The sequence below is a fragment of the Candidatus Nomurabacteria bacterium genome, from assembly GCA_023898665.1.
Classification (GTDB): Bacteria; Patescibacteriota; Saccharimonadia; order Saccharimonadales; family HK-STAS-PATE-42; genus HK-STAS-PATE-42.
On sequence record CP060233.1, the window covers coordinates 166,586 to 190,619 of the forward strand.

At 40.7% G+C, this 24,034-nt stretch carries 22 protein-coding genes; 8 read left to right on the forward strand and 14 right to left on the reverse strand.

Annotated elements, in window-relative coordinates; translation table 11 throughout:
• Positions 1–96: 96 nt before the first annotated feature.
• From H6799_00990 to H6799_01000, 3 genes are all read left to right on the forward strand, one after another.
• Positions 97–864, forward strand: a complete 768-nt coding sequence (locus tag H6799_00990) for a hypothetical protein (protein ID USN97658.1) — start codon at positions 97–99, stop codon at positions 862–864.
• Positions 865–867: 3 nt separating this feature from the next.
• Positions 868–1,560, forward strand: coding sequence for a hypothetical protein (locus H6799_00995; protein ID USN97659.1), 693 nt, complete (start codon positions 868–870; stop codon positions 1,558–1,560).
• 105 nt (positions 1,561–1,665) lie between these two features.
• Entirely contained in the window at positions 1,666–1,932 is a 267-nt protein-coding gene (locus H6799_01000) for a hypothetical protein (protein ID USN97660.1), read from the forward strand.
• Here the strand turns inward: H6799_01000 and H6799_01005 are convergent.
• From H6799_01005 to H6799_01030, 6 genes are all read right to left on the reverse strand, one after another.
• Positions 1,929–2,525, reverse strand: coding sequence for a hypothetical protein (locus tag H6799_01005; GenBank protein ID USN97661.1), 597 nt, complete (start codon positions 2,523–2,525; stop codon positions 1,929–1,931). The genes H6799_01000 and H6799_01005 overlap by 4 nt on opposite strands.
• Before the next feature lie 88 nt (positions 2,526–2,613).
• Complete coding sequence (locus H6799_01010) at positions 2,614–4,602, reverse strand: ribonuclease J (GenBank protein USN97662.1); 1,989 nt, start codon at positions 4,600–4,602, stop codon at positions 2,614–2,616.
• Positions 4,603–4,820: 218 nt separating this feature from the next.
• On the reverse strand, positions 4,821–5,861 hold the full coding sequence (gene tsaD, locus H6799_01015) for a tRNA (adenosine(37)-N6)-threonylcarbamoyltransferase complex transferase subunit TsaD (GenBank protein USN97663.1): 1,041 nt from the start codon (positions 5,859–5,861) through the stop codon (positions 4,821–4,823).
• Positions 5,858–6,376, reverse strand: coding sequence for a hypothetical protein (locus tag H6799_01020; protein USN97664.1), 519 nt, complete (start codon positions 6,374–6,376; stop codon positions 5,858–5,860). Before H6799_01020 ends, tsaD begins: the two co-directional genes overlap by 4 nt.
• 27 nt (positions 6,377–6,403) lie before the next feature.
• Positions 6,404–6,703, reverse strand: a complete 300-nt coding sequence (locus tag H6799_01025; protein USN97665.1) for a hypothetical protein — start codon at positions 6,701–6,703, stop codon at positions 6,404–6,406.
• A 49-nt stretch (positions 6,704–6,752) separates the two neighbouring features.
• Complete coding sequence (locus H6799_01030; GenBank protein ID USN97842.1) at positions 6,753–8,843, reverse strand: polyribonucleotide nucleotidyltransferase; 2,091 nt, start codon at positions 8,841–8,843, stop codon at positions 6,753–6,755.
• 199 nt (positions 8,844–9,042) lie between these two features.
• Here H6799_01030 and H6799_01035 point away from each other — a divergent pair, with 199 nt between their 5' ends.
• A complete protein-coding gene (locus H6799_01035) occupies positions 9,043–9,768 on the forward strand; it encodes a hypothetical protein (protein USN97666.1) in 726 nt (241 codons plus the stop codon).
• Here the strand turns inward: H6799_01035 and rpsO are convergent, their stop codons facing one another.
• The 3 genes from rpsO to H6799_01050 form a co-directional block, all read right to left on the reverse strand.
• The gene (gene rpsO / locus H6799_01040) at positions 9,769–10,035 is read right to left on the reverse strand and encodes a 30S ribosomal protein S15 (GenBank protein USN97667.1); all 267 of its coding nucleotides are present in this window, start codon (positions 10,033–10,035) and stop codon (positions 9,769–9,771) included.
• A 62-nt stretch (positions 10,036–10,097) separates the two neighbouring features.
• Positions 10,098–11,093 carry a hypothetical protein gene (locus H6799_01045; GenBank protein USN97668.1) on the reverse strand — a complete coding sequence of 332 codons (996 nt, stop codon included), beginning with the start codon at positions 11,091–11,093 and terminating at the stop codon, positions 10,098–10,100.
• Positions 11,094–11,103: 10 nt separating this feature from the next.
• Positions 11,104–12,762: an LCP family protein gene (locus H6799_01050; protein USN97669.1), complete on the reverse strand. Its 1,659-nt coding sequence runs from the start codon at positions 12,760–12,762 to the stop codon at positions 11,104–11,106.
• 247 nt (positions 12,763–13,009) lie between these two features.
• On the opposite strand from H6799_01050, the gene lepB reads away from it, so the two are divergent.
• Positions 13,010–13,660, forward strand: a complete 651-nt coding sequence (lepB, locus tag H6799_01055) for a signal peptidase I (GenBank protein ID USN97670.1) — start codon at positions 13,010–13,012, stop codon at positions 13,658–13,660.
• Here lepB and truB read toward each other — a convergent pair.
• Both truB and H6799_01065 read right to left on the reverse strand, forming a co-directional pair.
• Positions 13,652–14,359 (reverse strand): tRNA pseudouridine(55) synthase TruB, encoded by a 708-nt coding sequence (gene truB / locus H6799_01060; GenBank protein ID USN97671.1) that lies wholly within the window; start codon positions 14,357–14,359, stop codon positions 13,652–13,654. The genes lepB and truB overlap by 9 nt on opposite strands.
• Entirely contained in the window at positions 14,349–16,118 is a 1,770-nt protein-coding gene (locus tag H6799_01065) for a hypothetical protein (GenBank protein USN97672.1), read from the reverse strand. The genes truB and H6799_01065 overlap by 11 nt, the downstream gene beginning before the upstream one ends.
• Before the next feature lie 154 nt (positions 16,119–16,272).
• Here H6799_01065 and H6799_01070 point away from each other — a divergent pair, with 154 nt between their 5' ends.
• The 3 genes from H6799_01070 (at position 16,273) to H6799_01080 (ending at position 19,368) form a co-directional block, all read left to right on the forward strand.
• Complete coding sequence (locus tag H6799_01070; GenBank protein USN97673.1) at positions 16,273–17,037, forward strand: ParA family protein; 765 nt, start codon at positions 16,273–16,275, stop codon at positions 17,035–17,037.
• On the forward strand, positions 17,030–17,911 hold the full coding sequence (locus tag H6799_01075) for a ParB/RepB/Spo0J family partition protein (protein USN97674.1): 882 nt from the start codon (positions 17,030–17,032) through the stop codon (positions 17,909–17,911). The genes H6799_01070 and H6799_01075 overlap by 8 nt, the downstream gene beginning before the upstream one ends.
• 152 nt (positions 17,912–18,063) lie before the next feature.
• Positions 18,064–19,368: a hypothetical protein gene (locus tag H6799_01080; GenBank protein USN97675.1), complete on the forward strand. Its 1,305-nt coding sequence runs from the start codon at positions 18,064–18,066 to the stop codon at positions 19,366–19,368.
• Between the two features lie 86 nt (positions 19,369–19,454).
• Here H6799_01080 and rpoD read toward each other — a convergent pair whose 3' ends face one another.
• The 3 genes from rpoD to H6799_01095 all read right to left on the reverse strand — a co-directional run bounded on the left by rpoD (position 19,455) and on the right by H6799_01095 (position 23,958).
• Complete coding sequence (gene rpoD, locus H6799_01085; GenBank protein USN97676.1) at positions 19,455–20,819, reverse strand: RNA polymerase sigma factor RpoD; 1,365 nt, start codon at positions 20,817–20,819, stop codon at positions 19,455–19,457.
• Positions 20,820–21,187: 368 nt separating this feature from the next.
• Positions 21,188–22,963, reverse strand: coding sequence for a DNA primase (locus H6799_01090; protein USN97677.1), 1,776 nt, complete (start codon positions 22,961–22,963; stop codon positions 21,188–21,190).
• Between the two features lie 38 nt (positions 22,964–23,001).
• Positions 23,002–23,958, reverse strand: a complete 957-nt coding sequence (locus H6799_01095) for a hypothetical protein (protein USN97678.1) — start codon at positions 23,956–23,958, stop codon at positions 23,002–23,004.
• Positions 23,959–24,034: the final 76 nt, after the last annotated feature.

Consider the following 24,034-nt stretch of genomic DNA (forward strand, 5'->3'; position numbering starts at 1 on the left):
CTTAAGCTTAATAAGTGGCTTTTTATACAAAAGAAGGAAGACCTATAAAGTGAGCGTAATTCTATGAGGTGGGGCTATACTAACTTAAGTTTAGTAATGTGGATTGGATTAACAGCCCATGTAATTATATTGGCTATTTTTTTTAAATTAATATCAGATGGAAAAAATAAAAAGAAAGCTTTTAATTTTTCGGCGGGACTGATAGTATTTGTCCACTCTTTGATGTTAATAAGCTTAGGGCTTAACGACTCTGCAGCTAGTTTAAAGAGAGTAAGCTTTGAAGTTTGGGTGTGTGGTAAACAGGTTGAATTGGCTGATAACTCACCAACTGGAAGAATTTTTAGAGACGGAGGATATTTCTCTGACAAAAAGCTAAACTTAAATAGTGACAATGATCTGATTAGGCTTGGGACTGAGCTTAAGGCTGCTGGGCTGAATTATTCAAACAACTCAGTGACTCTTCCAATATCTAATAGTTTTGAGCTCAAAGTTTCTGGTGACAGTAATTTAGAGTGGTTAAATGATGCCCTCAAATATCCCACTAGCTCAAAACAACCTTCTTTAGTGATAAATAATGAAAAACTAGTTTGTCCGAGCGGTGACTTGGGGGTTTGGAATTTGTTCTTAGCGAGAGTCGATAATGTAAAAAAGACTTACTCTTGGCAAAAGTTAAGCTTAGCGGACTTGCCCGCAGTTAAATCTAGGGCCTCTGATGGTGATGATTTGGCAGATTGTTTAGTAATGGACTTTGATATATCTAAAGAGACACCAGAATATAGATGTGCCGATATTTTAAAAAAAGATTTTAAGAGGTGTCCAGAGATTGATAAATCTAAATGTTTATATAAGGAGGTGCGGAGTTAAAGTATGACAGACTTGTTTTTGCTTGTTCTTGGTGTTTTGGCGGTTGTTTTAGCTGGGGTTAATCTTAGATCTTTAGGAAATAGTCTAATTTTTTCTGTTAGTGTACTTGGTAAGCATGCGGATATGCGTAGGATGGGTATAAACTCTTTGGTATTTTGGTTAGGAACTACTTTAATCGTTGGTCCGGCGTTAGTTTTGTGCTGGCAAGTATCTTCTGCTTTGGTTAGCTTAGGGGGCTTAAGTTATCGTTTGTCAGCCTACAGTGTCTCTACTCTCTTGATTGTTTGGGGTTTGTTTAATCTTTATGTCTATAAAGTTGGACCTAGGAGAGACTCTGAAGGACGTCTACGAAGTAAGATTATTAATCTTAGCAGGAACACTGGTACGATAACTCAAGATTTTATCTTTGGTATGTTTAATGGTTTTAGTGTTATTGCTTCGGAGTTAGGAATCTTTATTGGTGGTATTTGGCTAATCCAGACGGCTGGAGGCTTTGGTTTTGCAGAGCTTGGAGTGGTTATACTAGCGGCAACTTCCGCAATTTGGGCAATTTATATGAGTTTATTATATGGGGCTAACTTAAGTGTTGCTGAAAGATTTAGAAAAGCTCACGGTGCTAAAGTGAGCTTTGTAATTGGTTTTTTAGGAGTATTCGGATCGTGGTTAGTGCTCGCTAAAAGCATGGGCTTAATTTAACCTTAAATTTATAATGATGAAAGCTTGACGCTTATGTTTAAACTGATTACAATCTTTTAGTAATAGTTATAAAAATTCAAAATAAAAACTTAAAAAGTAATAAATATGTTAAGAATTCATAAGCAAAGTGGCCATGTTGAGCCCTACAGTGCTGATAAATTAAAGTCTGGAGTAATTCATGCCTGCAGAGCAGTTATGACTCCTCTAGGTGCTGCAGAAAAGTTCGCTAGCGAAGTCGAAGGTAAAATCTCTAAGAGTGTCGGGCGTTACAGCGCGATGACTAGTCGTGATCTAAAGCGTTTAACTAAAAACGCGCTAGCAACTTATCACCCTGATGCCGCCGAAGTTTACGCAATTAGCGAAGAGTTTTAAGATTCTTGGTCAAAACCTTCCCAGTATTGGTCCATTGCTGACTGGACTACACTTAATGTTGCCTCTTTACCATTTAAGAAAGGATTATAGCCTTCTCCGCTAACTACTCTGTCTACGGGCTGGTCATTGCCTATGTTTAGAGTCATTACCTTCCTTCCATCGCTAAGCTCTATCCCATGATACCAGTATCTCCATGCTGCATCACCAAGTTGTGGTCCCGCGATATCAAAGTGCGCGAGTGCAAGCGCATCGTACATACCAATTTCATAGAGAGTCCCCTCTACTAGGTCACTTCTATTCTCGGAGCCTCTTAAGCCGTAAGATGAAAAGCTTGGAAAGTTGGACTCAGCGATAACTTGTTGCGCGCTTTTACCACCTAGCTCGTCCGAGACGATCTCGGGAATTTGGTCAAGCTCTTGAACAACTAGGTTCAAGCCTGACGCGTGCACTCCTAGTTCTGCGACCACCGGATGTCCGACTATAGCCTCAACTATGTCTATGTCTGAGTGTATTCCGTAGCCAAAATAGTAGCCTGGTCTACTCATATATATAGTTCCATCTTTTACTTCTATTCTGTCTCGTATTTCAGCCATAATTTATTTTAATTATATTTATATATTATTTTATCAAATTATAACTATAAAGTCAATACTATGGTTGTAAGTATAGAGATCAGAAGGTTTAGTGGTCGCAGTCGGGTTTTGGGGCGGGTTTCTTTTTTGGGTCGTTTGAGTTACCGCCGATGACGTTAACTACCGGGATGACGATTGGTGAGCGGTTGGTATGCTCGTATAGATAGTGTGTGACGAAGTCTTTTAACTCGTATTTAAACTCATCTAGCGTGCTTCTGCCGTATCGCTCAGCAGTCATTTTGCGTAAATGATCTCTTAGTCCGTTCATGAGATCCTCATTCTCTTTTATGTAGATGAAACCACGAGTGATGATGTCTGGGCTTGAGATTAGTCTTCGTGAGCGCTTATCAATTGTTAAAACGATACTGACGATGCCATCTTGCTTCATGATTAATCTGTCTTTAACAACTAGGCTTGGGACGATCATTCCGGTTTCATCTATAAGTACTGTACCTGAGTGGACTTTGCCGCTACGTTTGGCAGCTTCATCTTCAGTAAACTCGAGTACTTCTCCATCTTCTATTAAGAAGATGTTGGATGCAGGCATTCCGTTCTCTAAAGCGAGTTCTGCTAGGTACTTACGGTGGCGAGGTCCAGCGTACATTGGGATTAGATATTTTGGCTTTAGAAGCTCGATTACTTCGGCAAGCTCATCACGACGTGCGTGACCTGAGACGTGAAGTGGTCCAGACCCGTCAACCTCGTGATTTCTTGCTGTGAAGAGCTTAACACCCATTCTGGTTAAGTCGTCTTCGAGTTTCTCCATACTGACCTCGTTACCAGGCACTGGAGTTGAACTTAAGATTACGGTATCACCAGCCTTAAGCTTAAAGTCACGGTGCTCCCCTGTACTCATTCTTGTTAACCCAGCGTTAGCTTCTCCCTGGCCTCCGGTAGTGATAATCACTAATTGGTCATCAGGAACATTAAGGGCTTCTCGTACAGGTATTATTGAGCCGGCTGGTATTTTAACTAGACCAAGTTTTACAGAAAGTTCTAGGTAATTAAGCATGCTGCGTCCAGTAATACAGACTTTACGACCATGTTTGTATGCCTCTTCAACGATCATCTGAACTCGGTTCATGTTAGAAGAGAAGCTTGCTGCATAAATTCTTCCGTGAGTTTTGTCCATGATTTCTGAGAAGCTGGTTTGTAGGGTACTCTCTGTTGGGACTCTACCTGGGGCCTGAGCATAAGTCGCCTCTTCCATTAAAACTAGGACTTTTTTATCGTCATTAGCTAGGCTGCGTAGACGCTCCATGTCTGTTGGGCGTTTATCGAGTGGTTCTGGGTCTAGACGGAAGTCTCCGGTGTGGATTAGCCTACCAACTGGGGTGTCGATAACAACCATTGATGAATCTGGAGTTGAGTGAGTTACGCGGATTAGCTCAATTGTAAAAGGTCCTACAATAAGTCTTTCGTGGTTATCCATGTTCATTGGGACACATTCTGGGATGTATTCTTGGTCACGGAGGTGGAAGTGGTCGTCTTTGAATCTTTCTTCGATGAAGCCACAGGTAAAGGCAGATCCATAAACTTTAGCAGGTACTTTTGGTAACACGTGAGGGACTGCACCAACATGATCTAAATGTGCGTGCGTAAAGACGTAACCTCTTACTTTGTTTTTAATTTTAAGTAAATAATCGATGTCGCTTACTCCGAAGTTGACTCCTGGTAGGGCTCCTAGTGTAAGGTCCATTCCGCAGTCGATTACGATGGCATCGTCGTTGTATTCTATAACCGTAAAGTTGTGAGTACCGATACCGTTCATTCCTCCTAAAAAGAGAATTCTTAGGGTATCTTTTTTGATCGGTCCGGCAGAATCGTTTTTGAGCTTACCTTCGACAACGTTAAAGTTAGTAATAGCTTTATTGGCATCGTCTTGAGAGCGTCTTGAGGCTTGAATTGCCCGAGAACGAGAGCTTTTTAGTGGGCCTGAAGTGGCAGGACGATTATTCTTTCGGTTATTTAATTGTCGATCTCTCTGTGGTCTATTGTTTGTATTTTGTTTTATGTGATTTATTTGATCTTGTTCCATTTTTAATTAATATTTATAAGGAGTCTAACGCTTTTAAACGATTACTAATTTTTTTGCGTTCTTGACTCTATTTTTTTTGTTAAGAGTTAATAATCGTAATTGATCGTTATTTAAGCTTAAATAAGGACGGATCGCGATTATTTTTGTACGGTTATTTAAGGAGAGAATTGTTTGTTAGCACTTAAGATTATAGCAAAACTTATTATCGAAGTCAATTTTTATTCTTGGTAGTTTATTTTGAGGGAGGGCTCGGTTTTTATTTCTCGTGGGTTGACTGGTTTGGAGTATTCCGCCATAAAGCAGCCTAAGGCGGCGATCATGGCTCCGTTATCGGTGCAGAGGTCGATTGGGGCGTAATTAAGCTTAATAGGTAGGGCTTCTTGCAGCTCCTGTCTTAAATATTGATTTGCAGCTACTCCTCCACCGATAATTACGCTTTTTGGGTTAAATTCTTCATATGCTCTTTTGGTGGTGTTAACTAGGATCTCTACAGCTTTTTTCTGGAAGCTGGCCGCAATGTTATTGATTTGCTCTTCTGTAAGTCTTTCGGCAATTTGCCAACTTGGGAATCTGAAATCTTCTTCAATAAGCTCTTGTGATCTTCTTAAAACTGCTGTTTTTAGGCCTGAGAAGCTGAAATCGTATTTGCCAGAGACCTTTGGGGTTGGTAAATCTAAAAAGTTTGGATCTCCTTTATGAAATGCTTGATCAATTGCGGGTCCGCCAGGATAATTTAGACCAATAAGTTTAGCGACTTTGTCATAAGCCTCACCAACGGCATCATCGGTAGTCTTTCCTATTAATTTAACTTTGAGGTGACTTTCTAAATAAAAGAGATGGGTGTGGCCTCCGCTGACAATTAGTGCTAAAACTGGGAATTCGGGCTGTTCTTCTAAAAGCCAGTTAGCGTAGATGTGACCTAAAACGTGATGAACTGGGTAGATTGGTTTGCGGTGGATTAAGGCTAGTATGCGGGCCGTGAGGGTTCCGATCATTAGGCTTCCAAGCAGACCTGGACCGTTGGTTACGGCAATTCCGTCGATCTCCTTCCAGTTAAGCTTAGCGATTTGCATGGATCTATTGACTACTGGCATAATGACCTCGATGTGGTTTCGGGCGGCGACCTCTGGTACTACTCCACCGTACTCTTTGTGGATATCGATTTGAGTTTTAACTACATTTGCTAGCAACTTGTGTCCGTCTTCTACAATGCCAGCAGAAGTTTCGTCGCAAGATGTTTCTATGCCGAGGATTTTCATAGATCTTCTAGTCTTATCTCCTTAACTTCATGGTCAAAGTCTGATATTGTTACCTCAATCTTTGCTAGTGGTTTTACGGCTTCAAGTGAACGGAGCTCTCGTTTGCTTTTATGGATTGGATCTTCTAAGACTACCCAGTCAAAATTATCCGGATCTAGTAGATATAGATAACCTTTAGATTTTTTTGCTATTACTATAACATCTCTTGTAGCTGTATATGTGGTTGGTCCGCTATTGTCTCGGCTCCATCCGCTTGCACCTGAACTGGGGTCTTCTAGTCTAGATCTATTAAATAGTGATATAAATATTGAATCTTGTAGATTTTTTCCTGCGCATACCACTGGTTCTCCATCAGGCATTCCATGATGTATCGCTTGTCGAGGCTCGAGTTCAGTTATGTTAGGGTCGGGTGACCCATGGTAAAGATAACCCCGAGTTTTGATCTGTAGTCTTTCATCGAATTCTTCTGGGAGAGCTAACAGCTCTTGGATTGTTTTTGGGTGATTACTGTTCATTAAGTTCAATTATAACAGAGGTGAGGGTCATGAAGGAACTGATTGGTCGGTGCCTGTATCCAAAACAAAGCTCGGATGTTCTACTCTTCCATCTGGGTAAATTACTCCGTGAGTCCTTGGGACGTCTTCACAATTTGGGCAATATGGCACTGTGATACTCTCGACTTCACCACTACCAGATAGTGGAAAGAGCCCGTCTCTGACCGTTAGATGTGCTGTCTGTCCTATTAATTGGGTACCGCATTTATGTGTCCAGCTTATTTTTCCTTTCTCCTCGTTTTTTTGAGATTCATCTATAACTGCGAATTTGTAACTTGGTCTGTTCATATGGTGATATTAGCACCATATTTTGTGTAAGTAAATTGCTAGTGCTTATTTAGCCGATTAGTTTGAGGGAGATTTTGTGGGATTTTTGATCGATATCGATGATTTTGACGGTTACTTCTTGGTCTTCTTTTACTACGTCTTCGACTTTTTCTACTCTGCTTCCATCTAAGCTTAAGTTTGAGATGTGCACTAAGCCGTCGATTCCGGGTAAGATGTTGACGAAGGCGCCGAACTCCATAATTTTAACTACTTTACCATTGTAGGTTTTGCCGATTTCAGGCTCTTCGGTTAGTTGTTCGATTCTTTTTTTGGCTAACTCTATATTCTCTAGGTTTGGTGATGCTATTGTCACTATTCCCTCGTCGTTGATGTCGATCTCTGTTTCAGTCTCTTTGGTGAGGGCTTGGATGTTTTCTCCGCCTTTACCAATCACAGCCCCAATTTTTTCTGGGTTGATTTGGATTGAGACTACTCTCGGGGCGTATGGGCTGAGGTCTTTTTTTGGTGTAGGTATAACTTCGAGCATTTTTTGTAAGATGTGTAGTCTTCCTGCTTTTGCTTGCTGTAGAGCTTCACTCAAGATTTGTGGTGTTAAACCTTTAAGCTTAATATCCATTTGTAAAGCCGTGATGCCTTTTGGGGTTCCGGCGACTTTGAAATCCATATCTCCAGAAAAATCTTCAGGACCCATGATATCGCTTAAAATTACGTATTTACCGGTGGGCTCATCCATCATTAAGCCCATGGCAATTCCGCTGACAGGAGCCTTTATTGGGACTCCGGCATCCATTAAGCTTAAGCAAGTAGAGCAGGTTGCGGCCATTGAGGTTGAGCCATTTGATGAGGTAATTTCTGTTACGACTCTGATAGCGTATGGGAACTCTTGCTCTGTTGGGAGTACGGCCTCATTAGCTCTTTGAGCGAGGTGACCGTGACCAGTTTCTCTTCTGTTAGTCCCGCCCATTCTTTTTATCTCTCCCGATGCGTAGCCCGGCATGTTGTAGTGATGGAAGAAGCGATCTTCGCGCTCTCCGGTCATGCCATCGATGGTTTGTGAATAACTAAGTGGGGCTAGAGTTGTTATGTTTAGCGCTTGGGTCTCACCTCTTGTAAAGACGGCTGAGCCGTGTGTTCTTGGTAAAATCCCTACTTCTGCGGTAATTGGTCGGATCTCGGTAGAGGTTCTACCGTCGGGGCGAGCTCCGTTGTCTAAAATGCTTTTTCGGATATCTTTTTTGATCGCTGAGTCATAAGCATCCCAATAATTTGTTCGGTCTGGATGTTCAATTTCTTGTTCATCCATCCAAGCTATAAAATTTTTGCGCAAGTCTGCAGTAGCTGCGATACGATCTTCGTTGTTTTTAGAAATTACGTTTTGGCCAAGTTTATCGCTTAAGTAATCATTAACTTGCTGGGTAACTTCTTCTGGGGGTAAGACTAGCTGATATTCCATTGGTTGAATATTAAGCTTAGCGGCGAGATCTTTTTGGATCTGAATAGCTGGTTGTATTGCTTCTTGTGCTGCAATCAGAGCCTCGGTCATGTGCTCTTCTGAGACTTCTTTAGCTCCGGCTTCGACCATCATGATGGCATTTTCTGTTCCGGCTACGAATAAATCTAAAAATGATTCTTTTGATTGGGATTTGGTTGGATATTGGATGAAGTTGCCGTTTTGGTCGAGGCCGTATCTAACTCCTGCAACTGGACCTTCGAATGGGGCTCCGGTTAGCATTAATGCAGCTGAAGCAGCGATTAAAGCTGGAGTCTCAGCTCCGAGTTCTGGATCTAGGCTTAAGACGGTTACGACAACTTGTGTTTCGTTCCTAAAGCCTTTAGGGAATAATGGTCTGATTGGTCTATCTATTAGTCTTCCGGTTAAGATTGCTTCGTCAGTCGGTCTTCCTTCTCTTTTTAGGTATTTTGAGCCAGAGATTTTTCCGGCGGCGTACATGCGCTCTTCGTAATCTACTGAGAGCGGGAAATAATCGAAGCCTTCGGCAACTTCATCTTTAACGTTAGCTATTCCTAAAACGACGGTGTCTCCATAAGTTACGGTTACTGCGCCTTTAGATTGGAATGCTAAGCGGTTTATTTCTAGGCTTAGTTTTCGGCCACAAAACTCTGTTTCTAGTTTTATAATTTCTTTGTTGTATGGATTTAATGTGCTGATTTTCTTATTTATTTAATGATTTAATTTGAGTGAGTTAATCGAGGAATTGAGATAGATAAACTTTTTTTTATCTAGCCGGATTCACCCGATTTAGCACTTTTTTAATTATAGCAGAATAGGGGCCACATATTGATATACCATACTTTATATGGTATAGTATCCTCCGTATATGATGGATCAATTAGTCGAGACCAGGTATGGTATCGAGGATGTTTTTGACGAGGAGTTCAGAAAAGGCTCTTATGAAGCTAGCTTGCCATATGGTGATGTCTTTAGCGGCAGAGCACTTTGTCTTGCTTATAGTAGAGCGGAATCTGGCCTGATTGATATTTTAGGTCCTTGTGCAGGTTGGTTAACTTATATTAATAATGAGGGTGATATGTATGCGGCAATTCCAGATTTGGAAAGACTTCTAAACGCCTGCAGAGAGTCTGCAACCCCAGTAATGCTAGTTAATGAAGCGAAGTTTGTTCAAATGGGAAGAGTCCTTGATCCAGAAATCCCCGCTAACACTTATGGGCGGGTTATTGTGGAAGACGAGGCCCACCCAGTATCGGTTGTCGCAGATTTCAGTATACATTGGCACGATATAGGCATAGACCATTTTCCTGCTCCAGCAGTTGTGGGTAAGGGTTTATTCGAACTACTAATCCCTGGTTCGGGAAAAAGAGACTTTGTGGGTATTGCCAAAGCATATGATGAGTCTACCCAAGAGATCAGGGCTTCAATATCGGATTACCTAGGAAGAAACTATAAAAAAGACACAATATTAACGACTCATAGGCGTGCAGATATTGAAAAAATATTAGGTCTTTCACCTAAGTTCGCAAAGTCTAGATTGGATAAATTAGAGGAGTTGATAAGGCTGGGGTTGGAAAGACTAGAGCTAGTATAGCTACTTTCTTAGGCCGAGGTCTTTAATAAGGCCAGCGTAGGATTCGAAGTCGGTCTTTTTGAGGTGAGCCAGGAATCTTTTTCTCTGCCCTACCATTTGGAGTAGTCCACGACGGGCGTGATTGTCTTTTTTGTTTGCATCTAGATGGGCGGTTACTTCTTTAATTCTTTCGGTAAGAACTGCCACCTGAGTTTGGATGGAGCCAACGTCGTTTTTAGAAACAGCGTGTTTTTTGATTATGTCTTGTTTTTTCTTCTGCTCGATCATTTGTTTACTCTTATTATCTTTAATAGTATAACAGATTGTTTACAGTGGAGCAACAGCTTAGCCTAACGCAAAGCAATAAGTAGAGCTAAGAAGGTTGTAATGCCAACGGCAATGACAGCTTGTTTGTTAAGTTCTTGTTTCTCTCTTTCGATTTGGACTTTCGGCACATCTTGTTCTGATTGTTTATCCTCAATAAAGGCATGAGATTTGGCGGCAAAATATCCAAAACCAGAGACAACAAATGTCATTAAAGGAAGATATAGAAGTTGGTTAAAAAACAAGAAGTTCTGAGCCCAAATGAGCTGTAAGAACATAATTGATGATCCGAATAATGCCCAGAGGCTGGCTAGTTGTGGGATAGCAGATTCTTCGTATGCAAATAGGCAGTGTTGAGCAGTGCTATAACAGACGATCCAGATGGTCATTAGCGCTAAGGGTAGTGGTGTATTTGGTCCAGAAAAGCCAGAAGCCCAAGCTATGGCGGTTAATGCTAGGCCTTGGGCTAAAAGAGCTTGTAGCCGCATCCCTTTTGGGCTGGTCTGTTTCCTGAGGTGAACATTCCAGTATAAGTATAGTCCTACAAGAGATATCTGAAGAAGAGTTAAGATCAAAGTGCTTTTTGTAACTAGTGCGTCAATTTTGAATTGAGCCATGACAAGGAGAGTCAAAATGCTAAGTTTAAATATAAGATCTACTGCGCTAAATTTTAAGTTAGCCCACCAAAACCTTGGCTTAACTATAAATATCTGCCATTTACTCAAGATGATTAAGCTTAATGCTACCCATGGTAGATAAAAAACAGCGACGAGGCTGTAAACGGCTAAAGGTAAAGCTATGCTTAAAATGTGATGAGTAAAGCGTCCGCTAATCTCCCTATGGGAATAGCGAGGGGATGGAATTTTAATCCGTTTTTTAGTTGTTATTTCTGTATTTTCGAACCCTTGTCCTGCTACTACTATATTATTCTGAGAAGAGACGACCTTATCTCCATCATTATCTTTTGATCTTTTTATTCTTCCTTTAAGATTTGGCTTGGAAATTTTAGGGATTTTTTTCATGGCTTTTTCTTTATGTGTTCTTGCCGACTAGTATAACAAAATCTGCATTTGGGTAGAGCTTTGAGTAAGTTGTTTTTTTTGTATCATATTCAAGTGCTGATAATAGCGACATTAGGTTGCTTTTAGAGTTTTGCTTTTGTGTATTTAGAACTACTAACCTTGTTCCAGAGACTTTTTCGGAGGCATTACTAACTTCAAGAGTCTTAACTTCTGTGGGTAGTTTATTAGCAACAGTTTGTGCAGAGCCGCTGGTGCCCCCTGCATTTAAAACGACTACGCTTGACTGCTCTATTCCGGCAGATGTGTGGGCGTCAGAATTTGTACTTGAGGACGGAGCAGTTAACGGTCCGACTTTTTCTTTTACAAAGTCTTGGATGCCGCTGTAATTACCAATACCGTTTATTGGTATTAATGCAGCTCCGGTACCTGCTGATGAATAATTTTTTAAGACATTCTCTGATGTTAGCCCAGCTGACTCAATTTGGACCGCTGGATCTCCTGCTAGATCGTATATTCTTCTGGCTTCTCCTGTAGAAAAATCAGTTTTTATATTATTGCCGATGGCATCTGTGAGTTGATTAAGCTTAAGTGGGTTGGCGAATATTCCGACTCCTAGGGCTTTTTCTTTAAGAGCAATAAGCATTTTTCTCTGATTCTCTGCTCTATCGTAATCGCTACTTGCTAAACCGTAACCGCCATTGGCATTTCTGGCCCGCGCTAGTAAGAGTGCTTGGGTGCCGTTTAGGGTTTGTACTCCGTTTTTAAGCTTAAGCGCGTTTTTCCCGTATTGTCCGTCGAAGTTTGGATCGTAAATTCCTCTCGAGTCAGATCCTTGGATGTCCACCTGGATTCCTCCTACTGCATCAACTGACTCTTTAAAGGCATTGTAGTTAATTTTGGCGTAATAGTTGATGTCGAGGCCTGTGATCTTTTGAATCTCTTTTTGTAGCAAACCTATTCCTCCTGGGTAGTAACCTTCTTCGTCAAACTCTGCATCTTCTCCATAATGATATAAAGCGTTTATTTTTGTGGAGGCATAAGGTGTTTTTACCCATAAATCTCTAGGGATAGAGATTATAGCTGTTTTTTTTGTTGCTACCGTGTAGCTGATGACCATAATTGAGTCAGTTAAGTCTTCACCAGGGTGACCGGGATCTCCTTCTGAGGTTCCTACTAATAACACGTTCACTCTTCCCTTGTCTTCTCCTCTGAGTTTGGTGCTCTTTAAGAATCCAAGGGGGTTGCCGTCAAAGACTTTACCAGAGAGATTCATTAAGTTGTAAAGATAGTACCCACCGACTAGTAACAATGGGATAAGTGCAAACTTAATAACTCTTTTAATTTTTTGTTTTTTTGTTCTGGGACCGCCAGTTCTTTTGTTTCTTTTCCTATTTTTATCTGATAGATCTGGAGAGTTATCGTTAAGAGATGAGCTAGATCTTGCGCCAGAAAGAACTGAATTCTTTAATGTACTATCTTGCCAGCTAGTGTCAGATGCTCCTCTAGAATTTTTGGCTGCATGCTTTTCTTTACGGGTAGTGGGTGAATTTTGACTTGATTTAAAGTCATTTAGTTCTGAGGGTGCTCCTGTAAGTGGCGCCTGATAGCTATTTGAGCTGTCCTTAGATCTCCTCGGGACAAAGCCATCTAGAATATTTTTGTTACTCATTTTGTATTTCTAAAGCTTGTCGCCCACCTTTTTAACTCGCTTTATTGTTGTAATGAATTATCTTTTAAATACTTTTTATAGATATAATATGTATTTTTGAACTTAATCTATAGTAATCTTCGGTAATACTAAAGTAAACTCTATATTAAGATACATTAAATTTAGAGTGACTTTAATCTTTAAATAGTACTCACCAGTATACTAGTTTTATGTAGTTAAATGCAAAGCAAATTTTAAATATTTCTTTATGAGTGAACCAGGTTTAATAAACAAAAATGAGGGATTTTCACCAGATAGCTTGGAGCATCAAGCAAGTTCTAATAATTCCAACAAAAAGCGAGGTGAGGGTTTTGAGCAGTTTAAATCTCTACTAACTATTTTAGCTACTTCACTCGCTCTATCGTTCGTGATGTTAACGTTTGTTTTTAGGACCTATAACGTAAATGGGAGTAGTATGAGGCCAACTCTTACGAATGGTGACAGAGTAGTGGTTAATAAGCTTACCAAAACAAAACAAAGGGATAATTTTGTGCCACAAAGAGGTCAAATTATTGTTTTTAACAGTAAGCTAGAGGGTAAGTCTTTGATTAAGCGTGTCATAGGTCTGCCTGGTGAGAAAATTAGTATGAATAAAGGTAAGTTCACTGTGAAGAATGAGCAGTATCCTAGTGGTTTTAACCCTGATGCAAGCTATGAGGACATTCTGCCAAAAAGTGACGAAACTACTTTTGATGAAGAGATTATACCTGAGGGACACGTGTTTGTAAGTGGTGACAATAGGGCTCCTGGACAAAGTTTGGATAGTCGTAATCAGCTTGGTTTTGTACCTATTTCGGAGATTGTTGGCAATGCCTCTCTTCGGTATTTTCCGCTAGACAAGAGTGGCAGACTACGGTAGTTTATAAGGGCCGATTTTGGTGCGACGGAGAGCAATCATATGAGCACCGACTTCTAGGTTTTTACCAAGGTCGTCTATTAGGCTTCTGATATATGTCCCGCTTGAGACATGGACCGTAAAAGTCACGATAGGATAATTATATTGGTTAAGCCTAATAGTATTAATTTTTATTTTTCTAGGATCTATTTTAACTTCTTTACCTTCTCTGGCTAGCTTGTAGGCTCTTTGACCGTTTATTTTAATTGCGCTATAAATGGGAGGAATTTGTTCGATCTCTCCAATAAATTTATTAAGTTGAGTTTTTATTTCTGATAGGCTGGGTTTTCTAGTTGAAACAGGGTTTAACTCTCCCTCTGAGTCATAAGTGCTAGAAGATGCGCCAAGCTGGGCTTCGGCTATATAGACTTTATCTAATTTAGTTAACTCCCCTGCTTTTTTGGTCATTCTTCCGCTAACTAGAATTAATAATCCTGTAGCTAACGGATCTAAGGTTCCGCAGTGACCTACTTTTATCTTTTTTCCATGAACTTCTTTAAGCCTAGCTCTTAATTTGTATACTGCTCCAAATGAGCTCATTCCAGCCGGCTTATCAAAAAGGTATACTCCATCTACTAGTAGCTCATCTGCAGAATTTAAATTAGGGCTAAATAGAACTGGTCGAGGGAGCTTAGAGCTTGTATTAGAAGAGTTACTTGGCATTTTCAGTTGGTTTGGTAGGATCGAAGTTCAAAGTGTTGCCAAATGGTTCGTTATCAATTGATGAGGTTTTTGGAGTGTTAAGTAACGGATTTGGTGGGGGAGGTGGTGGTGTTATCTCTGGTGGCATTTCTAGCCCAGGGATCTCTGGTAGATTACCAGTAGAGTTGGCAGTTTGATCAGGTTTAGTCGATGATACTTCTTGTGTCGGACTTTCACCAAGGATTGAATTTACATCTACTTTCTCGTCTTTTGTGGCTTCAATTGGCCTTAGTTGTGAAGCTGATTGTGCGCTTTGTACAGATGTATCAACAAAGAGGTTTGAAGAATCAGTTATTTGTGGATCTTTGAGTGCTTGATCTTGCGCTGGCTCGTCAGTTATAGCTATGTTTGTGGCAACATCTTGACGTGGATTATTAGCCGGATCAAATGGTTCGGCACCATAAATTTTGTCTATTTCTGAGCGAATCTGATCTGCTCCAGAATTATTTATACTTTTATCTTTAGTATTATCTTGGGCTGCTAGAGGCGCTTGAGCTTCGGGTACTGAATGTTTACTACTTTGGGGTGGAGTATTTATTTGTGAGCTTGGTGGAAGAGGTTGGGCTGGTGTTGGTTCTACTTGTGGTGTTGAAGTAGAAGATGGTTGTGGTGGAAGTAAATCTGCTGGGACTACAGTTTGGCTAGCATCAGCTGGTTTTGGTAGAAGGTCAGCAACAGCAGGGCTTGGAGAAGGCACAGCTAAAGGTGGTTGAGAATCTTGTGTATTAGGGCTTTCAACAGGTGCAGAAGAAACCATAGGGGAGGTATTGGTCGCTGGAGGATTTGTTGTAGATCCACTAGTAGGTTCTAGTGGGCTAGAGGCTAGTGGAGTTGGTGTTGAAGTTGAGGTTGAAATAGGATTGCTCGAGTGAAGATCTAAGATTAATTCTTGATTTTGTTGATCTGTCTCTGTTTGAGTTTGAGGAACTGGTGCTGCTTGGTTAGGGGTAACAGTATGTGTGGAGGCAGCAATACTCGAGGTCACTAAAAGGTGGTTTGCTCCTGCATTCATAAGCTGAGCTGAAATTTCCATAACTCTAGGGCTTGTTTTGCTGTTAGAGAATCTATCTGTGTCAGCGACTATACCGGTAAGAAGGGCTGTTGCTACTTCTGGTGAAAGTAGATTAGGCACATTTAAGTTCTGTATTAATTGTACTGCCATGGCACTAGAAGATGTGACGGTTGGGTCTGACCAGTTGATTGAGCCCAACTGACTTGGAGTTTGTCCTGGCATGACTGTTGCTACGGTTGCTTCGTGAAGGATTCTACCGTGAGCTGCGATCACGGCATCGAGTTCTTCTTTGACGTTAATACCCACTGCTATGACCATTTCTACATTGAAATCCCCTTCGCTGTATTCTAAGTCCGTAGGGGTGATTGTAGATTTATATGGGGTGATATAGATTTTGACGATTTCGCCGTCTTTTGCAAACCGAAGTTTATCCGCTTTTTCTTTATTAAGAGAGATTATGAAGTCACGTAGACTATGGACATTATTCTCGAAAGTCTTTTGGGGCTTTAAAAAGCTCATAGCATTTGGAATCTGTCCACTAAAGACTGCTGTGGCGTGCTTACCGTAATTATTAAGTGCCATTGTTAAGCCTAGTGCTGCAGAAAGTTCATCTACTGTTGGGTTAGACTTAACAGTCACAAGGATATTATTGACTTGATTTAAGCGGTTGATAATATCTTGTTTGTGATCTTGAAGTCCGGGTTGCATGGCTTATCCTATGTATTATTGTTTATTTGGCTGTTTTTGTTTTTATAATCTATTTGCTATTGATACTAGCATAAAACAGGGATAATTGCAAGTTAATTGGGGAGAGATTATTGTGGTAAAATTTGGGTTAGAAATTAAGTGAGGAGATGTCTTTTTGAATAAGCCGAAGGTTTGGTCAGTGATTAATCAAAAAGGTGGAGTTGGTAAAACGACTACTACTGTTAATCTTGCTTATAACTTAGCTAAAAAAGGCAAAAAAGTTTTGCTGGTAGATTTAGATCCGCAAGGGAATGCTTCTTCGGGTCTAGGTGTTTCTATTAAGACTTTAGAGAAGAGCTTATACGATTGTTTAGTTTCAAATGAAGAACCAGACAAAGCTATTATTAAGACTTCTTGGGTTAATTTATTTTTGTTACCAGCGAGCACCAAACTGGCAACTGTTGACAGTGAACTACCTGCTACACAAAGGGATAGAGTTTTAAGACTTAAAAAGACTTTAGAGAATATTGATGCTGATGTGGTTTTAATTGATGCACCCCCATCGCTGGGGTTGCTTACTGTTAATGCTCTGGTGGCTTCAGATTCTGTTATCTTACCGGTACAGGCTGAATATTATGCTCTTGAGGGGCTGGGTCAATTACTTGAGACAATGCAGATTGTTAGAACTGGTTTAAACAAAACATTGGGTGTGATGGGAATTTTGATTACGATGTATGATGGTCGAACAAGTTTGAGTAGACAAGTAGAGGAGCAATTAAAAACTCATTTTAGCAACTTCTTGTTTAGATCGACTATACCTAGAAATGTTAAGTTAGCGGAGGCTCCAAGTCATGGCATGCCAATTGGGATTTATTCTCCTGGCTCATCTGGGGCAAAAGCTTACGACTCACTGACCAAGGAGGTTTTAAAACATGTCTAGTTCTGCTTTGGGTCGAGGTTTAGAGAGCTTAATCCCCACTGATTTTATTATTGAGGAGCAGTTTGACCCCACTGTGAAAAGTGGTGATGATAGTGGGAAGAACTTAGAACTTAAGCTTAGTGAAATAGAGCCAAATGAGCATCAGCCAAGGATGAATTTTAAAGAAGGTCCAATGGCAGATTTAGTAGAATCTATCAGAGTACATGGAGTGATTCAGCCAGTAGTTGTGTCTCCTAAGTCGGGTGGTGGTTATAACTTGATTGCTGGGGAGCGTCGTTGGCGAGCAAGTAATTTTATTGGCCTTAAAACTATCCCGGCCATAGTTAGGACTCCGAATGATCAGCAGAAGTTAGAGCTAGCTCTGGTTGAGAATGTTCAGCGTGAAGATTTGGGTCCACTTGAGACGGCAACGGCTTATGTTAAGCTTCATCAGCAGTTTAGTTTATCTTATGAAGAGGTGGCTAAAAAAGTTGGTAAAGCTCTTTCGACTGTACTTAATGCGATACGTTTATTAAATCTTCCAGCAGAGGCAAAACAGGCTCTTTATGATAAAAAGATTAGCGAAGGTCATGCTCGAGTACTAGCTGGGATGAATGCTTTTCCAGAGGCTCAGCAAGAGCTCCTGGGTAAGATCTTAAGTGAGGGTTGGAGTGTCCGGCAGGCTGAGCAGTTTAGTGTGGTGGTTAAATCTCAAGATAAGCTTAAAAAAGCTGCTAAAACTGAGGATGTTTTTAAGTTTAGAGAAGAGGCTGTAACTAAGCTTAAGACTAAACTTAACACGAGTGTTGAGCTAAAACCACGCTCTAAGGGAGGTCGTTTAGTAATTGATTATTTAGATGATGAAGATTTAGCGAGGATAGTTTCTAAGCTGTAAGTATTATATCTTATTGCTTATGTTTGCTAAAGTAGTTTAAAAGTGTTGACTTTTTTATGTATGTTTGTTACAATCTTTATCAAATTAAATTTGTGAGAGTTTGATTCAGATTTTATAAATTAAATAATTTAAGGATTTTACAAATAATATATATGACAGCAACATCAACACACGGACCTTTAAGGGGAGGACCTACCTTACCGCCTCCTCCAGCACCATCTTCGGGAGGAAGTTCTTTAAACTTTGCTAAGGCTACTGCTATTGTTGCCTCAGGTATTGCTGTGGCGGGTACCGCTATAAACACAGTCGCTGGGCTTACCCCTTTGGATGGGTTAAGTGATGCTAGTAACTCAAAAGTAGCCGTTTCTGGCCTTATATTGGGTACTGCTGGCATGTTTGGTCTAGCTGTTGAACGTGACAGAATGGGTAGAGAGGTTACTCCTACTGCCGTAGGTATTGGTTCTGCTGCTGTAGCCGGCTATGCTATTGGTAATATGTTTACCGGTGGCTACCTTGAAGAGGGGTCTATAGGCGCTGGAGTTCTTGCTGCGGCTGTAGCTACTGGATTCTCTGCTCGTAACTGGTATCAAAACAGGCGAACTGCTGGCGGAACGAGTACTCCTAGAATTGGTAAAATTTCTGGTGCTTGGAATACCGTAAAGAGTGAGTTCAATGGCTTGAGCTCAAGAAACAAGAAAGTTGTATCTGGGCTTGGTGCTTTTGCAGGAACTCTAGCTGTTACTGAGACATCTAACGCTCTTAACTGGCCATTTGGCGGATTCAACAATGTTGGTGCCTTCTTTAGCGCTGGAGTAGTGAGTGCTGGTGTAGTATTCGGTGGTAAGATCAAGGATAAGGTTAGTGATTGGAATTTATATCACCCAGTCATAACCAAGGTTGGTTTAGCTGCTGTTGGCCTAGCTACTCTAGGGATTGGTGCCTACGCCTGGAATAAGGGATGGATTGGTGGCCACGGGCATGGTGGTGGCAAGGGTGGAGCTAGTGAGCATGCGGATAAGGTTCCGACAACTAGTGGTAATGGTAGTTCAACTACTCAACAGGTAACATCTACTACTGCAGCTCCTTCAACCACTGGGGGTAACGGATCTACTAGCTCTGTAGTAAGTACTACTGCTGCTCCAAGTGGTAATGGGACTAGTACTACAGTTGCTACTGTCCCTCCTGCAACCCCAGTACCTGGATCTAATGGTGGTGGATCATTTACTCTTGAAACATTCACTGCTGCTAATAAGCCTGGGATGGTAACTAAAATCCAAGAGCTACAACCGGGATTGTCCACTGCTAAGGCCAACTCAATTGCTGATCAGATCATGGCTGGACAGTACGCTAACGTAACTGAGCACGGTGCAGAGTTCACTAAGTTCATTTCTGGTGATAATCAGGCAGCTGCTGATGCAATGTTCCGATATGATGTTAGTGTTCTAGCTGTTGCCTAACAACAGATAAAGCAAAGAGCTAAAACATCTCATTAAAAAGACCCCAGTTCGGGGGTCTTTTTAATGTTCGTGGGGGTAAGAGTGGGCTACTCCTCGAGGTAGGATTTTAGTTTTTTGGCGTTTTGGTTTTTACGGAGTTTGTTGAGAGCTTTGGCTTCGATTTGACGGATTCTTTCTCTGGTGACGTCGAACTCGTGACCGACCTCTTCTAGAGTGTGTTGTTTGCCGTCCTCTAAACCGAATCTAAGCTTTAAGATCTTTGCCTCTCTATCACTAAGTTCTCCTAGAACTTCGTCGATCTGTTGGCGCATGTAGGCTCTTGTAGCGGCTTCTGCAGGGCTTTCCCCTTCATCATCTTCGATAAAGTCGGCAAGGATGCTGTCGTCGCCGTCTTCGCCTCCTCCGATGGTGGAGTCCAAACTTCCGACATCTTGCTTGATTTTAAAGATGTACTCTACTTTTTCTGGCTCCATCTCCAATTCTTTAGCGAGTTCTTCGATAGTTGGTTCTCGGTTTAGCTCCTGAGTCATCCGACGCTGAGTACGCATAAGCTTATTGATGTTTTCAAACATGTGTACTGGGATACGGATAACACGCGATTGGTCGGCAATGGCGCGAGTGATGGCCTGACGGATCCACCAAGTAGCGTAGGTGCTAAACTTAAAGCCTTTATCTGGATCGAACTTTTCTACTGCTCGCATTAAGCCGTTATTACCTTCTTGGATTAAGTCTAAGAAATCGAGTCCTCGACCGGTGTATCTTTTTGCAATAGAGACGACTAGACGCATGTTACTTTCGGCCATTTTGGCTTTAGCTTCCATGTCGCCTTCTCTAATTTTTAGGGCTAGTTCAATCTCTTCTGGGCCGGTTAAAAGAGGGACGTTACCGATCTCTCGTAAGTACAAACGGACGCTGTCGTCGGCGATCTCTTTTAGGTAAACGTTTACGTCTTCTTCTATCTCCAATCCTTCGTCTTCGAGGTCATCTGCATCGGGCTCGTCATCATCAATGATAATTTCTTTTTGGGCAATTGAGGTTGATCCTTCTGGGGTAGGAGTGCTTTTTCTTGGTTTTGGTGTCGCTGCTTTTGCTCTTGTAACTGGTTTATCTGTTGATTTGCTACTAGCAGTTTTTTTGGTAGCTGTTTTAACTTCTGTTTCAGCTAACTTCTTTGCTTCGGTAGCGGGTTTTTTTGATAATTGCTTTTTTACGACTACTTTCTTTTTTGTAGTTGCTTGCTTAGCAAATTTAATACCATCTGATTTAATTGAGTCTTTTATTTTTTTTAGATCGTCTTTGACTAGAACGCTCTTTGGGTCAAACTTTAGTATTGCTTGATCTAAATCGATTTGGGATACAGTATTTTCTTTAACAGAATGTTTTTTGAGATCTTTTATTATTTTTGCTGTTATTTTTTCAGACTGGGATTTAGTGATGTTTTTTCCTATCATAGACTCCTTAGTATAGCTGTTATTGTTAGATATGACAACGGGCGAAGCCCAGCTGACCTCCTTTTATAGCTGGGCGTGTTTATTTTGTACTAAGAGTATTACACCTGTTTAACTTATTTTGTTTCATATTTATCTTTTTCTGAATTAGAAAGAACAAAGCATCATTTTGATTTGATAAGGCCTCCCCTCTGTTTACTTTGTATGTCTACAAGGTGGCAGGCCTCAGGCTTAAACTGGCTCAATACCATAGGTATAAATGCACGTGGAACATAAGCTTAATGGTTTTGCTATATTTTTAAAACATCGGTTTCCACAGGTGAGTTTAATGTTAACAGTGGTGGAATCTTTATCCACAGGAGTTTGAATGTTTAATTATACTCTAGATTTTTAAGCTGAATCTCTGGGGCAGATTGGATCCGATGTATTTTTTTTAGTAACTTTGCTTGTTGAGTTTGATCCGCTGTTTTTAGTTCCTGTTTTAGTTTTTCTATTTGATAGTTTTTAGATGCTTGTTGGAATTGTTTGTACTGTTCGTCGAGTAAATCTATTTGATTTGTATCTTCAGCTGATAGTTCGAGTAGCTGTGAGTTTATAAGCTCTAATTTTGAAAGGTATTCTATGAGTTCAGGATCAGTTTTGTTTACTTTATTCTCTTTGGAGGGCTCAATTAATAGTCGATAGGCTTGTTTGGATGGCTCTGTGGGCATACTAGACGCCTTCAGGTGCTTTTTTAAGGTGTTTAATGAGGAATTGTCCTCACATGTTAATAAAAGGCTTAAGAAGCGGTCTGTGACAAGCTTAAGTCTATTGTATGTAGGTGAGATTTTGATATTTGGGTTTGTTTTGATCTCTTTATATCTTTTTAGAGGTGCGTTTTCAGCTAGTTTATCTAAAGAGTCTATTGAGACTTCTAACTTATCGCTCAGGTATTTTTTATATGATTCTTGGGAGACGGGATTTTTTATTAAGTTTAGTATTTTTATTACTGATTTGGCGTAGGCTCCTTTTTGGGTCGGGGATTTTAAATCTAAATCTCTGCTTAAAGTTTCTATTAGCCAAATGTAGGCGTCTTGTGTGCTCTGAAGGGCGAGCTCCCAGCGTTCGACGCCTTCGGCTTTGATCAATTCATCGGGGTCTTTGTACTCTATGGGGATGCTTGCAACTGTAACTTTTAGATCTGTACTAGCGGCTATCTCGAGTGATCTGATGGTAGCGTCTATGCCGGCTTTATCTGTGTCTAAACAAAAGATTAGGTTTTCTGTGAGTCTTTGGACTTGTCTGAGCTGGAGTGGAGTTACGGCTGTACCGCTTGCGGCAACTATCTCTTTTACTCCAGCTTGAGATGAGGAAATGACATCTAAATTACCTTCTAGCAATACGATCTGGTCTTTTTTTCTTACACTTTCTTTTGCAATATTTAGCCCGTATAAGAAGTTGGACTTATTATAGACAATGGTTTGAGGAGTGTTCATATACTTTGGTCCAAAGCCGTTAGACTTAATTAATCTAGCGGTAAAGCCTAAATGCTCTCCGTTTGGGCTGACGAACGGGAACATTATGCGCTCTCTAAAAATGTCATAAAGCTGTCCGGGTCTGGATCCTCTTTTTGTAGCAATACCGGCTTTTAGTATTTCTTCAGATGTGAAGCCATGTTTTTGGAGTAAATTTACTAGTCCGTTTGGTGAGTTAGGGGCGTATCCAAGCTTAAAATCTTTTATACCCTGTTTGGTGACCCCTCTTTGTTTTAAATATTCGAGAGCTGTCGGGTTTTTTAGGAGTGAGGTTTGGTAATATTTGGTGGCTAGCTCGTTTATTTTGACTATTCTTTGTTTTAGCTGACCTTCTTTTCTATCTTTTGAGTTATACTCTTGCAATTCAATTCCAGCCTTTTGGGCTAAATGCTTAAGGGCTTCTGGGAACTCTAAGCCTTCAACCTCCATGACAAAGCTAAAGACATCTCCTCCTTTACCGCTGGAAAAGTCATGCCAAATGTTTTTTTCGGGAGAAACTATAAAGCTTGGAGTCTTTTCAGCAGAAAAAGGGCTTAAACCTTTATAATTTCTCCCCGCACGTTTTAATTCGACGTATTCGCCAATAACTACCTCGATCGGCAGACGCTGTTTAATCTCTTCTTTTGACTCCATCTATAGATGGATTATAGCGTAGAATGTTTATTCAAGTTTTAGAGAGCTGGTAATGTATCGGTTCCCCTGAGTTGTTCTAGGGCATTCTTTGCGTTGTCTACATTTTGTTTAGCTTTTGCTTCTCTGTACGCTCTTTCTTGAGCAAACGACATACCTTGGATAGTTTTACTGGCTTTTTCTGGATCTTTATATGTATGGTAGTAGACTTGACCAGGTCTATTTTTTGGATTTAAGTCAATTCTTGTAACATCTGGTTTTCTTGAGTTTCGGATATTTGTTCTATAGGTAGCGTAAGATTCTCCTGTAGATGAGACCCCATTCGCTATATCATGGTCTTCTGGTACAAGGATGTCTGAAGGTACTGCTTCGTGATCGTAGTAACCTTTGGGGTGATAAGCACCGCCTGTAGCAATAGTTTTTTCAAGCATTAGCTCTTCAAGGGCCTCTTTATACATGCGCTCTACCCTTAAGTAGTTTGCTGCTTCTTCAGGCGGAAGTTTAGCAAGCACTTCAGCCTCTAGTCGTATTTTCATGGCTCTCTTGTCGTATCTAGTGTCGTAGCCAGGATCAATATGCTCTGGGTGCTCATATAGTTTACCTTTAGCCTCTCGTCTCTTTTCTTCTTGTTCAATAAGCTCACGCTTTCTAAACGCATCTCTTTGTGTTTCACGTTCGCTTACTTCTGCTCTATCTCTAATATTTTCATCGAGTTCTGCTGGATTTCTGTTTAGTAGTTGATTTTCTATGTCAGTTGATGCACGTGATAACGTATACCTTCTTGGTGCGTCTTTTAAATTCCAGCCGTCCTCACCTACTAGAGGTGATTCAGAAGGCAGTATTGCTGTTGTTTCGATCTCTGGGTATTGTACGGTTTCGTTTTCTAAAGGGTGTATGGATCTTTTAACTGCTCCAGCGAGAGTCTCAGCTGTTTGTTTTGCTAAATCTAAATCAACATCTGAGTACTCAGGTGTTTTTGTCTTTTCTATAGTGCTCATTTTTGTTTTTTAAAATTTTTAATTTAAATAGGATCATAGCATAGTGGTTATGCTAAAGTCAAGCATTATATTGGAG

Excerpts from the sequence above, each read along its gene's own strand:
- H6799_00990 (USN97658.1), top strand. The coding sequence starts at position 97 with ATGTGGATTGGATTAACAGCCCATGTAATTATATTGGCTATTTTTTTT.
- H6799_00995 (USN97659.1), top strand. The coding sequence starts at position 868 with ATGACAGACTTGTTTTTGCTTGTTCTTGGTGTTTTGGCGGTTGTTTTA.
- H6799_01000 (USN97660.1), top strand. The coding sequence starts at position 1,666 with ATGTTAAGAATTCATAAGCAAAGTGGCCATGTTGAGCCCTACAGTGCT.
- H6799_01005 (USN97661.1), bottom strand. The coding sequence starts at position 2,525 with ATGGCTGAAATACGAGACAGAATAGAAGTAAAAGATGGAACTATATAT.
- H6799_01010 (USN97662.1), bottom strand. The coding sequence starts at position 4,602 with ATGGAACAAGATCAAATAAATCACATAAAACAAAATACAAACAATAGA.
- tsaD (USN97663.1), bottom strand. The coding sequence starts at position 5,861 with ATGAAAATCCTCGGCATAGAAACATCTTGCGACGAAACTTCTGCTGGC.
- H6799_01020 (USN97664.1), bottom strand. The coding sequence starts at position 6,376 with ATGAACAGTAATCACCCAAAAACAATCCAAGAGCTGTTAGCTCTCCCA.
- H6799_01025 (USN97665.1), bottom strand. The coding sequence starts at position 6,703 with ATGAACAGACCAAGTTACAAATTCGCAGTTATAGATGAATCTCAAAAA.
- H6799_01035 (USN97666.1), top strand. The coding sequence starts at position 9,043 with ATGATGGATCAATTAGTCGAGACCAGGTATGGTATCGAGGATGTTTTT.
- rpsO (USN97667.1), bottom strand. The coding sequence starts at position 10,035 with ATGATCGAGCAGAAGAAAAAACAAGACATAATCAAAAAACACGCTGTT.
- H6799_01045 (USN97668.1), bottom strand. The coding sequence starts at position 11,093 with ATGAAAAAAATCCCTAAAATTTCCAAGCCAAATCTTAAAGGAAGAATA.
- H6799_01050 (USN97669.1), bottom strand. The coding sequence starts at position 12,762 with ATGAGTAACAAAAATATTCTAGATGGCTTTGTCCCGAGGAGATCTAAG.
- lepB (USN97670.1), top strand. The coding sequence starts at position 13,010 with ATGAGTGAACCAGGTTTAATAAACAAAAATGAGGGATTTTCACCAGAT.
- truB (USN97671.1), bottom strand. The coding sequence starts at position 14,359 with ATGCCAAGTAACTCTTCTAATACAAGCTCTAAGCTCCCTCGACCAGTT.
- H6799_01065 (USN97672.1), bottom strand. The coding sequence starts at position 16,118 with ATGCAACCCGGACTTCAAGATCACAAACAAGATATTATCAACCGCTTA.
- H6799_01075 (USN97674.1), top strand. The coding sequence starts at position 17,030 with ATGTCTAGTTCTGCTTTGGGTCGAGGTTTAGAGAGCTTAATCCCCACT.
- H6799_01080 (USN97675.1), top strand. The coding sequence starts at position 18,064 with ATGACAGCAACATCAACACACGGACCTTTAAGGGGAGGACCTACCTTA.
- rpoD (USN97676.1), bottom strand. The coding sequence starts at position 20,819 with ATGATAGGAAAAAACATCACTAAATCCCAGTCTGAAAAAATAACAGCA.
- H6799_01090 (USN97677.1), bottom strand. The coding sequence starts at position 22,963 with ATGGAGTCAAAAGAAGAGATTAAACAGCGTCTGCCGATCGAGGTAGTT.
- H6799_01095 (USN97678.1), bottom strand. The coding sequence starts at position 23,958 with ATGAGCACTATAGAAAAGACAAAAACACCTGAGTACTCAGATGTTGAT.